Raw genomic sequence first — 14,505 nt, 5'->3', positions numbered from 1 at the left:
GATTCCGCGCAAATTCCGCGCGGATCACCCCACCGCGCGCAGATGCTCCAGCAGCGCCGCGCCCTCGGCCCCGAACCGTGCCGCCGCCTCGGCCTGCGCCGCGCGCGTCTTCGGCCCCATCAGCCCGTCGATCGGCCCCGGCTCGAACCCCGCGCCCAGCAACAGCCGCTGCCATTCGATCACCGGGATCTCGCCGGTCAGCGCCCGCAACGCCCGCGCCGTGCGGATCTGGCGGTCCAGCAACCCGTGCTGGCCGCCGTTGATCCCCTCCGTCACCATCTCGTCGTCGCGCAGGTCGGCCCAAGCCAGCAGCGTCCGGCCCGCGCGCCGCCGGGTCGCCATGTAGCGCACCGCGATCTGCCACGCGACGGCCGGATCCGCCGCCCGGTCGGGGTCGCGGACCAGGTCCACCCCGATAGCCGCACCAAAGCGCGTGTAATTGTCCTTCCCGGTCAACTGGATGTAGCCACGCCCGCGATACCGCCAGCCATCGCCCGACGCGGGCGGGCCGTTGCCCATCCGGCTGGCATAGACCCGGTTGGCGATCTTCTCGGGCTGGCGGGCGAAGGCATCGTAATCGCCCGCGGGGAAATACTTGCGAAACACCCGCCGCAAGGCCGCCGCCGAATAGTTCAGGTTCTCGAACCGGTGCAGGAAACCGCCCGATTCATGGGCACATTGCCCGAAGATGGCAGCCAGCCTTTCGTCATTGGTGGCCCCGAGCCGCCGCAGGGTTTCCGCGCTGGCGGCCCATGCGGACGCCGCGGCCTCCCCCACGGGGGCCGATGCCGCCACGGCCATGATCGCTGTTTTCACCGACATTTTCGTGCGCCCCGCAACCGACATGACGTGATCATAGCAGGCCCGGGCGATCTTCCAAACCGGACAATGGCCGCAGGCGGAACACCCGGCGCGGGGTGCCACGCAGGACGCGACCGCGTTGTGGTGGATTTCGGAACGGTTTACAGAATCCGTAACGATGACAGGAAGGACCGGCCACACATGCGCAACTTCAAGAAGCTGCTGATCGCCAATCGCGGGGAAATCGCCATCCGGGTGATGCGGGCCGCGAACGAACTGGGCAAGCGCACGGTTGCGGTCTATGCCGAAGAAGACAAGCTCTGCCTGCACCGGTTCAAGGCCGACGAGGCCTACAAGATCGGCGAAGGGCTGGGTCCCGTGGCCGCCTACCTGTCCATCGACGAGATCATCCGTGTGGCCAAGGCCTGCGGCGCGGACGCGATCCACCCCGGATACGGTCTGCTGTCCGAAAACCCCGATTTCGTGGAAGCCTGCGAATCCAACGGCATCGCATTCATCGGGCCGAAGGCGGAAACCATGCGCGCGCTTGGCGACAAGGCGTCGGCGCGGCGCGTGGCGATCGAAGCGGGCGTGCCCGTCATCCCCGCGACCGAGGTGCTGGCCGACGACTGGGACGCGATCCGCGCCGAGGCTGACGAGATCGGCTATCCCCTGATGCTTAAGGCGTCTTGGGGCGGCGGCGGGCGCGGGATGCGACCCGTCGAGAATGCCGACGAGTTGGAGGAAAAGGTCAAGGCCGGCCGGCGCGAGGCCGAAGCGGCCTTCGGCAACGGCGAAGGCTATCTTGAAAAGATGATCCTGCGCGCCCGGCACGTCGAGGTGCAGATCCTCGGCGACCAGCACGGCGCGATCTATCACCTGTTCGAACGGGACTGCTCCGTCCAGCGGCGCAACCAGAAGGTCGTGGAGCGCGCCCCCGCGCCCTACCTCACCCCCGAACAGCGCGCGGAACTGTGCGAGCTGGGCCGCAAGATTTGCGCCCATGTGAACTACCAGTGCGCGGGCACGGTCGAGTTCCTGATGGATATGGACACCGACCAGTTCTATTTCATCGAGGTGAATCCCCGCGTGCAGGTCGAACATACCGTGACCGAGGAAGTCACCGGCATCGACATCGTGCGCGCGCAGATCCTCATCACCGAGGGCAGAACGCTGGCCGAAGCCACCGGCATGGACCGGCAGGAAGACATCACCCTGTCCGGCCACGCCCTGCAGTGCCGGATCACGACCGAAGACCCGCAGAACAACTTCATCCCCGACTACGGCCGCATCACCGCCTATCGCGGGGCCACGGGCATGGGCATCCGGCTCGATGGCGGCACCGCCTATTCGGGCGCGGTCATCACCCGCTATTACGATAGCCTGCTGGAAAAGGTCACCGCCTGGGCGCCGACGCCCGAAGCGGCCATCGCCCGCATGGACCGCGCCTTGCGCGAATTCCGCATCCGCGGTGTCAGCACCAACATCGCCTTCGTGGAAAACCTGCTCAAGCACCCCACGTTCCTGAACAACGAATACACCACCAAGTTCATCGACACGACGCCGGATCTCTTCGACTTCGCCGCGCGCCGTGACCGGGCCACCAAGATCCTCACCTACATCGCGGACATCACCGTGAACGGGCACCCGGAAACCAAGGGCCGTGCCGTACCCGCCAAGGTCGCCCCGCCGCGCCCGCCCAGGATCACGCAGGAACCCACCCCCGGCACCCGCACGCTTCTCGAAGCCGAGGGGCCGCAGGCCGTCGCCGACTGGATGGCCGCGCAGAAGCACCTCCTGCTCACCGACACCACCATGCGCGACGGCCACCAGTCGCTCCTGGCCACCCGCATGCGCTCCATCGACATGATCCGCGTGGCCCCCGCCTATGCCGCCCACCTGCCGGGTCTCTTCTCCGTCGAATGCTGGGGCGGGGCCACCTTCGACGTCGCCTACCGCTTCCTGCAGGAATGCCCCTGGCAGCGCCTGCGCGACCTGCGCGCCGCCATGCCGAACCTGATGACCCAGATGCTCCTGCGCGGGGCAAACGGCGTCGGCTACACCACCTACCCCGACAACGTCGTGCAAGCCTTCGTGGCGCAAGCCGCCGACACCGGCATCGACGTGTTCCGCGTCTTCGACAGCCTCAACTGGGTGGAGAACATGCGCGTCTCCATGGATGCCGTCCTCGCATCCGGCAAGCTCTGCGAAGGCACCATCTGCTACACCGGCGACATCCTGAACCCCGACCGCGCCAAGTACGACCTGAAGTATTACACCACCATGGGCCGCGAACTCCGCGACGCCGGCGCCCACATCCTCGGGCTCAAGGACATGGCGGGCCTCCTGAAACCCGCCGCCGCCCGCATCCTCATCCGCGCGCTGAAGGACGAGGTCGGCCTGCCCATCCACTTCCACACACACGACACCAGCGGCCTCGGCGGCGCCACCATCCTCGCCGCCGCCGAGGCGGGCGTGGACGCCGCCGACGCCGCCATGGACGCGCTCTCGGGCAACACCTCCCAGCCCACGCTCGGCTCCATCGTCGAGGCGCTCCACCACACCGACCGCGACACGGGCCTCTCGATGGACGCCATCCGCGCCATCTCGGATTACTGGGAGGAGGTCCGCGCCCAGTACGTCGCCTTCGAGACCGGCCAGCAGGCCCCCACCTCCGAGGTCTACCTGCACGAGATGCCGGGCGGCCAGTTCACCAACCTCAAGGCGCAGGCCCGCTCCCTCGGGCTTGAGGACCGCTGGCCCGAGGTCGCCCGCACCTATGCCGACGTGAACCGCATGTTCGGCGACATCGTCAAGGTCACGCCGTCGTCCAAGGTCGTGGGCGACATGGCGCTGATGATGGTCTCCCAGGGCCTCACCCGCGCACAGGTGGAGGACCCCGATACCGATGTCTCCTTCCCCGATTCGGTCGTGGACATGATGAAGGGCAATCTCGGCCTGCCGCCCGAAGGCTTCCCCGAGGCGATCCAGCGCAAGGTCCTGCGCGGCGCCGAACCCCTGACCGAACGCGCCGGCGCCTTCCTGCCCCCCGCCGATCTCGAATCCATCCGCGCCGATCTCGAAACCCGCCACGAGGTCGAGATCGACAACGAGGATCTCAACAGCGCGCTCATGTATCCCAAGGTCTTCGACGACTATGTCGAACGCCACGCGATCTACGGCCCCGTGCGCACCCTGCCCACCCGCGTCTTCTTCTACGGGATGGAACCGGGCGACGAGATCTCGGCCGAGATCGACCCGGGCAAGACGCTGGAAATCCGCCTCCAGACTATGGGGGAGACCCATGATGACGGCGAGGTGCGGGTGTTCTTCGAGCTCAACGGCCAGCCCCGCGTGATCCGCGTGCCCGACCGCAGCGCCAAGGCCGCCAAGGACGCGACCCCCAAGGCCGACCCGGCCAACCCGGCGCATCTCGGCGCCCCCATGCCCGGCGTGGTGGCGTCCGTGGCCGTGCAAGCGGGGGCGACGGTCCGCAAGGGCGATCTGCTGATGACCATCGAGGCGATGAAGATGGAAACCGCCCTGAACGCCGACCGCGACGGGTCGGTGAAGGCGGTGTTCGTTACGCCCGGCGCCCAGATCGACGCGAAGGATTTACTGGTGGAGTTTGGGTGAGGGGTGAAGACGTCGCCCCACCCAGGGTGATCGATAAACGAGATAGGAAAACAGATGCAAAACGAGCGTGGTGCTCTGACCGAGGCCGCTCCTTAATCCTCCGCAATCGTTCACTTGAACCGCAGAAAACGAAGTGGTTACAGCTTGCTTTTATACTATCGCAAAATCTGAAATAATCTCCAATTCGTCCATCCACGAGCGCCAAGCAAAGTCTCCTGTGGAGGGCACGACCCAATACATCAACTCTGAAGGGTGTGCAAACCCTTGTGGAATATACCTAACTCTTGCACCACGGAACCTTCGGTAACTCTCGAGATTGACATGCGCACAAGCATTTCGGCACAGCTGTAAGTCTTGAATACTTGATGCGACTCCAAAGGCTGTAAGTAACGCAGATCGATTTGAACTATCAATACCCCCGGCAATCAAACTTAGTTTTGATATGTCACCCCAAGTTGGCTCAAGGTGCGAACCAGTTAATGCCCGTATCCGCCCAATCGAATTACCCTTGGCAAGCCTCATCGCGACGTAGGCTATCTCAGCTTGCGTTAGCTCCGCAAACGGCGATGTTGTCATTACGCCAGATTTAGTAATAGCGCCTTGGGCCGAAGCTATTACAACTTCCCTGCAAAAAGCACTCCAGTACTGCCAAAGATGGGAGACTAAACCGTCTTGCAGTGCGTAACGATCCGAGCGAAATTTCACAACTGGCGAAACAAGGTGCCGCTCGAAGGCACTGTCGACCACCTTAAGTCGTCTGAGGAATCGATTGCGAATGCTGTTAAGCGAGCTCGGCATCCACAATTTCCGGTACAGTTGCGCCTAACTCCCTTAAGATAGCCGCGACTCGAGCAGTACGTCGAGGGCGGCGGTCTGTAGTACTCAAGCATCCCCAAACATACTTTTTGTGGGGTCCCTCAGTATCTTTGCCTTCATGAGCAGCAGCCATTTCGCCGAGAACAGATGCAACAGGAACGTTGCTATCGGCGAAGTCTCCAATTGGCCAAACTTTCCATTCTCTCTCGATTGCAGCGATACCATATCGATTATGCACAAGTGCCGTAAACAGAGAATGTAAAGCATATGGCTTCATCATATGTGACCTCCTCAACTCGCCAAGATTTTCCGTTATATAATCAATTGTGCTGAGTATAATTTCGCGATATAGTGCTGCATTCTCAAAATCCTCGTCATACTTTTTATATAATGCATTAAGATCGGATGCGCTCGTGGAAATCACACCTCGCTCGAGCGCAAGTATCCAGTCAGCTATTAAACTAGCATCACCCATTCGAGTGATTTGTTTTGTTGTAAAAACCCCAAACTCAACAAAGAACTCGCTTAGCTCATCTGCCAGCTCGTTAACAAACCATTTAAAGGCGCCGTGAAAACCAGCATGACGCTTTTCAGCATCATTGAGCGGCATAGTATAGGCATTCATTCTTCGGAACATCTGTAGAATATCAGCGCGCCCAGCATTTCTAATTACGTCAACAGACACGGCGTACGAAAGAAACTTTTCTTGGTGTTCATCGTCCAGATCGTTATATTTTAAGCCCTTATTCGGACCCTCAGCCTGCAAGGGAAACTCGCCGCGGAAGAATCCAACAATCGCGTTAATTCGTTGCTGGCCGTCTACAATCTCTCTCTGTATTCCACGAGAGGGTTTATCAAGATATTCATACATGTAAATTTTAGGAAATGGAAAACTCTCCATTATTGTATCAATGAAGAATGCTCTAGCCGCTACAGGCCATAATCCCGAGCCCCTCTGATAGTCCTTATTAACTATTAGCTCTCGCCGATCGAGCATTTGGATTATCTCCAAAATGCTATAGTTGTTATTGTCTATCTTCATTTTCATGACCGCCAATGCTATCGTTGCTCGCTTATAGGTAGTCGAAATCACACGTTATTGCAAAACGCTGTTTGATCACATGGTGGAGGGCAGCATCACTGACGATCAAGTCTACTCGACTTCCATGGTCATGGCACTCAGCGCCCACGAAACTGAGGGACATCGCACTGCCCCACTGTCTCCTATCCAGATCAGCTAATCGTGGTGGCACTCCAATCTTGAGCCGATCGGTGCGCAGCGGCGCCACGGCGCGGGGAGCAGGTCCGGGCGTGCCCGGCCGACTCCTACGGAACTCTTACAACACTCCGACAGGAGTCATACGAAAGTCATATGGGAGTCATATGCGATTCATATGCCCCGTCACGGCCCCAAGGGTCAGTGATCCAGCTCGGCGTCCCAGTACAGGAAATCGAGCCAGGTGTGGTGCAGGTGGTTCGGCGGGAACTTGCGGCCAAGGTTCCGCAGCTCCTCCGCCCCCGGCTGGCGCGGCGGTTTGCGCAGGGAAAAGCCCACCTGTTTCAAGGTCTTGGACCCTTTGCTCAGGTTGCACTTGCCGCAGGCGGCCACCACGTTCTCCCAGCTGGTGATCCCCCCGCGGGCCCGCGGCACCACGTGGTCGAACGTCAGATCCCCCGTCGCTCCGCAATACTGGCACGAGAATTCGTCCCGCAAAAACAAATTGAAGCGCGTGAATGCCACGCGCTTCTGAGGTTTCACATACTCCCGAAGAACAACCACCGACGGTATTCGGATCTCGGTCGACGGGCTGCGCACGACCTTGTCGTATTCCGCAATGATATCAACACGGTCGAGGAAGGCCGCCTTCACCGCTTCCTGCCATGGCCACAGCGATAGCGGGTAATATGACAGCGGCCGGTAGTCCGCGTTCAGCACCAGCGCCGGGTGGTGCCGCAGGCTGTTGGGTTCTCTCACGAAACTGGTTCGAAACTCGGCGATCATCGGTGTCACGTCCCTGCCCTGTCTGCCCCTTGCGGGCCCAGGGGCGGGACACCCGCCCCAATCCTGTGTGTAACTATATATGGCGTCGGCCATCTGGCAAGCCCCGCAAGATGCGGTGCAGTCTCCGATTACACCGCCGGTGTAACGCCCGCGTGACGACCGGGCGCACGAGACGGATCAACCGGCCTCCAGCCCCAGCCGGTCGCGCATGAAGGCCAGCGCCACGCTCAGCCCGTCGGGTGCGATCCCGTGCGCGGTGCCCTTCATGACATGGGCGAAAACCTCGAACCCCGCCCCCGTCAGCGCATTCGCCGCCTCCGGCAGCGACTGCGGCGGCACCACGTCGTCCTGATCGCCGTGCAGCAACAGCACCGGCGGGCGGCTCACGACCTCGTCCGCCAGCAGGTCGGGCTGCATCAGCCGGCCCGAGAACCCGACGATCCCCGCCACGGGCGCCACCCTGCGCGGCGCCACATGCAGCGCCATCATCGTGCCCTGCGAGAACCCGACAAGGGTAAGCCGGTCCGGGGTGATGCCTTCGTCCGCCAGCACACCGTCGAGATATGCATCAAGGTCCGCTCCTGCAGCCTGCATTCCCGTCGCGGCCTCTTCCTCGGACGATCCGTCGATCCACGGGATCGGGAACCACTGGTAGCCCATCGGGTTGACCGTGCAGCGTTCCGGCGCGTTGGGGGCGAGGAACACCGTGTCCGGCATGTGCGGCGCGAGAGGCTCGGCCAGTCCCAGCAGGTCGTTGCCGTCGGCGCCATAGCCATGCAGGAACACCACCACCTGCCCCGTCCGGCCGCTGGCCGGGGCGCGCCGCCCGGCGTCGAGTGCGCGTGTCATCGAATGCCCTCTCGCTGCTTTTCAAGCCCGTAGTAGGCCCACAGAAGCCGCGCCGCAACCGCGCGCCACGGCGACCAAGCCTCGGCCATGGCGCGCAAAGCGGCGGGGCGCGGGCGGTCGGGCAGGTCGAACACCATGCGCGCGCCTTCCTGCAAGGCCAGATCGCCGGGCGCGAACACATCCGCCCGGCCGAGCGAGAACATCGCGTAGATCTCGGCGGTCCAGATGCCGATGCCGGGGACGGCCACGAGCGTATCGCAGACTTGGGGCGTGGGCGCGGCGCGCAGGGCGTCGAAGTCGATGCCAGCGGCGGCGAGCGCGCGGGCATAGCGGACCTTCTGCCGCGACAGACCGCAGGTGCGCAGGGCCTCGTCATCGGCGGCAAGGATCGCGTCGGGCGTAGTCATGCCGGCTCCCTCCATCCGGCCCCAGATGGCGGACGCGGCGGCGGTGGAGACCTGCTGGCTGACGATCGCCGACAGCAGCGCCGCGAACCCGTCGTCGCGGCGGCGCAGGGGCGGCGGTCCGGTGCGCGCGACGGCGGCGGCGAAACGCGGCTCGGTTCGTGCCAGATGCGCCATCCCTTCGGCGATGCAGGCTTCGGTTTCTATGATGCGTTCGTCCATGCGACCTCGCGGATCCTGTCCAATGCGGCATCGACCGTTCCGACCGTCGGCGCATCGGGCGCGGGCGGACGGGCGATCATCGCCACCTTCACCCCAAGCGCCCGCGCCGCGTCCAGCTTGGCGCGGCCCATATCTCCGCCCGCGTTGCGAGTCACCAGCCAGTCGATGCGGTGGTCGGTCATCAGCGCGCTTTCTGCTGGTTCAGGGAAAGGTGGTCGGCCCCGCACGAAGACCGCGCCGGGGATCGGGCAGCCCTCCCGCGGGTCGATCCCGCGCCAGATCACATAGCGCCCTGCCAGTCCGGCGAAGCGATCCAACCGTTGGCCGCCCGTGGCGAGGAATACCCGTGCGTCGGTCGGGATGATGCTGGCCACCTCTTCTTCGTGTGCCACTTCGGTCCAGTCGTCGCAAGGCCCCGGCACCCATGGCGGGCGCAGGAGACGGAGGTAGGGCACACCCCGCGCTGCGCAGGCGGCAGCGCTGCGGGGGCCGATCCGGGCCGCGAAGGGGTGCGTCGCGTCCACCACCATGCGCGGGCGGTGCGTCGCGAGCCAAGTCACGAAGCCCGCAACGCCGCCGAAGCCCCCGACCCGCGTGGACACGGGCAGCGGAGCAGGCGCGCGCACGGCCCCGGCGAGCGAAGCGATGACCGGCAGACCGGGCATCGCGGCAAGCGCATGTGCCAGCGCACGGGCCTCGGCGGTGCCCGCGAGCAGCAGGACCGGGCCGGTCATGGCCTGTCCGTGCGCGCCAGCACGGTCCCCGCCCGGTCGATGACCACGACATCCACCGCAACGGGTGCGCCGCGCAGGATGTCCAGCGCCGTGTCCCGGGCGCGCCATGCCACGAGGTCCGCAAGCTTCGGTCCGGCGATACCGACCGCCTCCAGCGCGGTATTCGCCTGCGCAACATCTGCAAGCCCTGCCGCCCGCGCCATCGCGCCGAGGGCCGCGAAATCCACCTGGCTCCGACGCGAATGAAGATCGCGCGCGCCCTGCGCCAGCTTGGCGATCTTGCCGATGCCGCCGCCGATGGTGATGCGCGGCACCGGGTGCGCGGCAAGGTATTTCAGCAGCCCGCCCGCGAAATCGCCCATGTCGAGCATCGCGTGATCGGGCAGTCCGTGCAGCGCCTGCACGACCCGCTCGCTCGTGGCGCCGGTACAGCCCGCCACATGCGGCAGGCCCGCCGCCACCGCCACGTCGATGCCCCGGTGGATGGACGCGATCCAGGCCGCGCAGGAATAGGGCCGCACCACGCCGGTCGTGCCGAGGATCGACAGGCCCCCTTCGATCCCCAGCCGAGGGTTCCATGTCCTCAGGGCCAAAGCCGCCCCGCCCGGCACGCTGATCGTTATCTCCACGTTCGGGGGCTGGCGGTGACGTTGGGCGAGGCCCGCCACGATCTCGGACATCATCTGCCGCGGAACCGGGTTGATCGCGGGGTCGCCCACGGGGATCGGCAGGCCGGGCTTGGTGACGACGCCGACGCCGTCTCCGGCCCGGAAGGTCACTCCCTGCCCCGCTGCGCGCACGCGTGCCACGATAACCGCGCCATGGGTCACGTCAGGGTCGTCGCCCGCGTCCTTCTGCACGCCGCATTCGGCCCAGTCCGACCCTATCTCCTTGTCCTGCAATGTGAAAACCGGGGTCTCGCCGCGCGGCAGGGTCAACTGCACGGTGTCGGGAAACGCCCCGCCCCAGAGCCGTTCCAACGCGCCCCATGTGGCCGCGGTCGCGCAGGCGCCCGTGGTCCAGCCACGGCGCAGTTTGGGGGTATCGGCGCTCATGACGCGACCATGCCGCAGGGCGGGACGCGCCGCAATGCGCGCAGATGGCCCCGTCGTGTCGCGAACTGCGCGAAGCGCGACGCTTGGGCGCTTTTCCCCGCTGCCGCGACGCGGCATAAGGGAGCGATGACAGGAAACACCCCATTGCCCCACCTGCCCGCGACGGACGCGATGCCGACGCTCGAACCCGGTTGGGTCTGGCTGTGCGGCGCGGGTCCGGGCGACCCTGGCCTGCTGACACTGCACGCGCTGAACGCGCTGCGGCAGGCCGACGTGATCGTGCATGACGCGCTGTGCAACCCGGCGATCCTCGACTGGGCGCAACCGGGGGTGGAGATCATCCACGCGGGCAAGCGCGGCGGAAAACCGTCGCCTTTGCAACGGGATATCTCGTTGCGGCTGGTGGAGCTGGCCCGCGCGGGGCGGCGCGTGCTGCGGCTGAAGGGGGGCGATCCGTTCGTCTTCGGGCGCGGCGGCGAAGAGGCGCAGACGCTGGTGCAGCACGGTGTCCCCATCCGCATCGTGCCCGGCATCACGGCGGGGATTGGCGGGCTGGCCTATGCGGGGGTGCCGGTCACGCACCGGGACGTGAACCAGACCGTGGCCTTCGTCACCGGGCACGACCAGAGCGGGCAGGCGCCGGGGGCGGTGAACTGGTCCGCGCTGGCGCAGGCCGCACAGGTCATCGTGATCTACATGGGCCTGAAACATATAGGAAAAATCGCCGCCGACCTGATGGCGGGCGGGCGCGATCCGGCCGATCCTGTGGCAGTGGTGACCGATGCGAGCCTGCCCACGCAACGGGTGCTGGAGACGCGGCTGGACCGGGTTTCGGCTGACGTTGTGGCGGCGGGTCTTGAGCCGCCCGCGATCATCTGCGTAGGCCGCGCGGCGCTGATGCGGCAGGTTCTGGACTGGCAGGCATTGGCTGCCGGGGCCGTCCCGCGCGATACCGATCCGCTGGGACGGGGCCGCCCGGCGGAGGCGTCTTGACCTGCCAGTGGGCCGGTCGCCGACGTATGACTCGCGTATGACTTTCATATGACTCCCGTATGACTCCGCAATGACCCGCACGGCCGCCTGACATGGCATCGACCGGTCCCACACCAGAGCAGCCCAGCACGGCCGGGGGCGGTTTGCTGATCGCCGCACCCGCCTCGGGCAGCGGCAAGACGACCGTGACGTTGGGCCTTCTGCGGGCCATGCGGCGGGCGGGGCACGCGGTGCGCGGGGCCAAGTCCGGGCCCGACTATATCGACCCGCGCTTTCACGCGGCGGCGAGCGGGGCGGAGTGCGTCAACCTTGATGCTCTGGCGATGACCGGGGCACGGCTGCAGGCGCTGGCGGGCGGGCCAGGGCTGCTGATCGTTGAGGGCGCGATGGGTCTGTTCGACGGCGCACCGCCCGACGGGCGCGGATCGAGTGCCGATCTCGCCCGTGCGCTGGGGCTGCCCGTGGTGCTGGTGGTGGATGCCGCGAAGATGGCGCAATCGGTGGCTCCGCTGGTGGCGGGATTCGCGCGGCATGATCCAAGCGTCCGGATTGCAGGGGTGATCCTGAACCGGGTCGGCAGCGACCGGCATGCGGCGATGTTGCGCGCGGCGCTGGACCCGCTGGGGCTGCCGGTTCTGGGGGCCGTGCCGCGCGACGTGGGGCTTTCGACTCCCTCCCGGCACCTCGGGCTGGTGCAGGCTGCGGAATGCGGCGACCTTGAGGAATTTCTCGACCGGGCCGCGGCGGCGATGGCGGCGGCGGTGGACCTGGACGCGCTGGTCGCGCTGGCGGCCGCCCCCCTGCCATGGGCGCAAGCGGCCCCGCGCATCGCGCCGCCCGCTCAGCGGATCGCGGTGGCGTCCGACGTGGCCTTCGGGTTCGCCTATCCGCACATGATGGCCGACTGGCGCGCGCAGGGGGCCGAGGTGCTGCCGTTCTCGCCGCTGGCCGATGACCCGGTGCCCGCCGATGCGGGCTTCGTGTTCCTGCCCGGCGGCTATCCCGAGTTGCATGCGGGGCGGCTGGCCGCCGCGGGGCGATTCATGGGCAGCCTGCGCGCGGCGGCGGCGGCGGGCGTGCCGGTTTACGGCGAATGCGGCGGCTACATGGTTCTGGGCGACGGGCTGGTCGATGCGGATGGCACCCGGCACGCCATGGCGGGGCTGCTGCGGCTGGAGACGAGCTTTGCCGCGCGGCGCTTGCATCTGGGCTATCGCCGGGTGCGTGCCGTGGATGGCCCGATGGCAGGGGACTGGTGGGCGCACGAGTTCCATTATGCCACTACGCTGCTGGAGACCGGCGACCCGCTGTTCAGCGCGCAGGATGCAGCGGGCGTGGCGCGCGCCCCGATGGGGCTGCGCGCGGGCCGCGTGGCCGGGTCATTCGCCCATGTGATCGACGGGGCGGCCGGTTGAGCCCCGCACGCCTGGGGCGCACGCGTTGTCATGCGCGCCTGCGACGCGCGGGGCCTCCGGCGGGGATATTTCGGGACGGAAGATCGTGGGGCCGGGTCTGCGCGTCCGTGTGGGGTCACGGCGGTCCGTCTGTGCGGTGCTGCCGCCTTTCGTATTCGGGCGGCGCGATGTAAGTCGCCTGCATGAGCACAGATATCCCCGCGCCCGACGAGACCGACGAACCTGCTTCTGCCGCCCCCGACGACCGGCGCGCGAAGCGCAATGTCGCCGTGCTGGTGGCAGCGCAGGCGCTTCTGGGCGCGCAGATGCCGATGATCTTCGTGATCGGCGGGCTGGCGGGGCAAATGCTGGCGCCCAATGCCTGCCTTGCAACGCTGCCCATCGCGATGATCGTCTTCGGGGCCATGACCAGCGCGCAGTGGTTGAGCGGGTTCATGCAGATGCATGGGCGGCGCGCGGGGTTCCAGATCGGCGCGGCAGGGGGGGCCATCGGGTCGGCGGTCTGCGTGCTGGCGCTGTCGCAGGGGTCGTTCCTGATGTTTCTTGGCGGATCCTACCTGACCGGCGTCTACATGTCGGCGCAGGGGTTCTATCGGTTCGCTGCCGCCGACACGGCGAGCGCCGGGTTCCGGCCCAAGGCGATTTCCTATGTCATGGCGGGGGGGCTGGTGTCGGCCATCGTCGGCCCGCAGCTTGTGAAGGTGACCGTGGATCTGACAGGGGTGCCGTTCCTGGGCACCTATGCTACGGTTATCGCGATCAACATTCTGGGCATGGCGCTGTTCTTCCTGCTGGACGTGCCGAAGCCGCCGCCGCCCGATGCGGGCGCCCTGCCCGCGCGGAGCCGGTTGCAGTTGCTGCGCGAGCCGGTGATCGCGGTCGCCATCATCTGCGGGATGGTGAGCTATGCCCTGATGAACCTTGTCATGACCTCCACCCCGCTGGCGGTGGTGGGCTGCGGCTTTTCCGAGGGGCTGGCGGCGGATATCGTGACCGCCCATGTGCTGGCGATGTTCGCGCCGTCCTTCTTCACCGGCCACCTGATCGCGCGGTTCGGGGCGCGGCGGATCGTGGCGCTGGGGCTGGCCATTCTGGGCGCCGCCGGCGTGGTGGCGTTGCAGGGCGTGGCGGTGGAGAATTTCTTCGTGGCGCTGATCCTGCTGGGGCTGGGCTGGAATTTCGGCTTCATCGGGGCGACGACGATGCTGTCGCAGGCCCATGCGCCCGAGGAACGGGGCCGCGTGCAGGGATTGAACGACATGCTGGTGTTCGGCTGCGTGACCGTTGCGTCGCTGGCGTCGGGCGGGTTGATGAACTGCACCGGGGGCGATCCGGTGGCGGGCTGGTCGGCGGTGAACATCGCCATGGTGCCGTTCCTGACACTGGCGGGCGGCGCGCTGATCTGGCTGGCGCTGCGGCCGCAGGACTGACGGCGGGCTAGATCCGGCCCGCGAGCCCGGTCAGCAGGAGGCCCCAGCGCTTGCGCGCCTCGGATTCCGGCAGGGTGCCGGCGGCGACGCGCGCCGGTTGCGCGGCGGCGCGGGACAGGATCGCGCGGGCACGCCATGCCGGGGCGAG

The 14,505-nt window shown here is 66.1% G+C and carries 11 protein-coding genes; 4 read left to right on the top strand and 7 right to left on the bottom strand.

Annotated elements, in window-relative coordinates; translation table 11 throughout:
* Positions 1-24: 24 nt before the first annotated feature.
* Positions 25-822 carry a glycoside hydrolase family 19 protein gene (locus tag DDE13_RS08575; RefSeq protein WP_222626059.1) on the bottom strand — a complete coding sequence of 266 codons (798 nt, stop codon included), beginning with the start codon at positions 820-822 and terminating at the stop codon, positions 25-27.
* Positions 823-1,002: 180 nt separating this feature from the next.
* Between DDE13_RS08575 and DDE13_RS08570 the strand changes: the two genes are divergently transcribed.
* Positions 1,003-4,437 carry a pyruvate carboxylase gene (locus DDE13_RS08570; RefSeq protein WP_111403443.1) on the top strand — a complete coding sequence of 1,145 codons (3,435 nt, stop codon included), beginning with the start codon at positions 1,003-1,005 and terminating at the stop codon, positions 4,435-4,437.
* A gap of 781 nt (positions 4,438-5,218) precedes the next feature.
* On the opposite strand, the gene DDE13_RS08565 is transcribed toward DDE13_RS08570, so the two are convergent.
* The 6 genes from DDE13_RS08565 to DDE13_RS08540 form a co-directional block, all read right to left on the bottom strand.
* On the bottom strand, positions 5,219-6,301 hold the full coding sequence (locus tag DDE13_RS08565; protein ID WP_111403441.1) for a DUF262 domain-containing protein: 1,083 nt from the start codon (positions 6,299-6,301) through the stop codon (positions 5,219-5,221).
* Between the two features lie 369 nt (positions 6,302-6,670).
* On the bottom strand, positions 6,671-7,255 hold the full coding sequence (locus tag DDE13_RS08560) for an HNH endonuclease (RefSeq protein ID WP_111403439.1): 585 nt from the start codon (positions 7,253-7,255) through the stop codon (positions 6,671-6,673).
* A 177-nt stretch (positions 7,256-7,432) separates the two neighbouring features.
* On the bottom strand, positions 7,433-8,104 hold the full coding sequence (locus DDE13_RS08555; protein ID WP_111403437.1) for an alpha/beta hydrolase: 672 nt from the start codon (positions 8,102-8,104) through the stop codon (positions 7,433-7,435).
* Entirely contained in the window at positions 8,101-8,730 is a 630-nt protein-coding gene (locus DDE13_RS08550; protein WP_111403435.1) for a DNA-3-methyladenine glycosylase family protein, read from the bottom strand. Before DDE13_RS08550 ends, DDE13_RS08555 begins: the two co-directional genes overlap by 4 nt.
* Positions 8,712-9,464: a cobalt-precorrin-6A reductase gene (locus DDE13_RS08545; RefSeq protein ID WP_111403433.1), complete on the bottom strand. Its 753-nt coding sequence runs from the start codon at positions 9,462-9,464 to the stop codon at positions 8,712-8,714. The genes DDE13_RS08550 and DDE13_RS08545 overlap by 19 nt, the downstream gene beginning before the upstream one ends.
* Complete coding sequence (locus tag DDE13_RS08540; protein ID WP_111403431.1) at positions 9,461-10,519, bottom strand: cobalt-precorrin-5B (C(1))-methyltransferase; 1,059 nt, start codon at positions 10,517-10,519, stop codon at positions 9,461-9,463. Before DDE13_RS08540 ends, DDE13_RS08545 begins: the two co-directional genes overlap by 4 nt.
* Before the next feature lie 126 nt (positions 10,520-10,645).
* Here DDE13_RS08540 and cobA point away from each other — a divergent pair, with 126 nt between their 5' ends.
* From cobA to DDE13_RS08525, 3 genes are all read left to right on the top strand, one after another.
* Positions 10,646-11,512 carry a uroporphyrinogen-III C-methyltransferase gene (gene cobA / locus DDE13_RS08535; RefSeq protein ID WP_111403521.1) on the top strand — a complete coding sequence of 289 codons (867 nt, stop codon included), beginning with the start codon at positions 10,646-10,648 and terminating at the stop codon, positions 11,510-11,512.
* Positions 11,513-11,604: 92 nt separating this feature from the next.
* Positions 11,605-12,927: a cobyrinate a,c-diamide synthase gene (locus DDE13_RS08530; RefSeq protein WP_111403429.1), complete on the top strand. Its 1,323-nt coding sequence runs from the start codon at positions 11,605-11,607 to the stop codon at positions 12,925-12,927.
* Positions 12,928-13,109: 182 nt separating this feature from the next.
* Positions 13,110-14,357: an MFS transporter gene (locus tag DDE13_RS08525; RefSeq protein ID WP_111403427.1), complete on the top strand. Its 1,248-nt coding sequence runs from the start codon at positions 13,110-13,112 to the stop codon at positions 14,355-14,357.
* Positions 14,358-14,505 lie beyond the last annotated feature (148 nt).

The organism is Meridianimarinicoccus zhengii, from assembly GCF_003254465.1.
Classification (GTDB): Bacteria; Pseudomonadota; Alphaproteobacteria; order Rhodobacterales; family Rhodobacteraceae; genus Meridianimarinicoccus; species Meridianimarinicoccus zhengii.
Note: the sequence above shows the minus strand (reverse complement) of the source record. Positions and strands in the feature narration are given on the sequence as shown.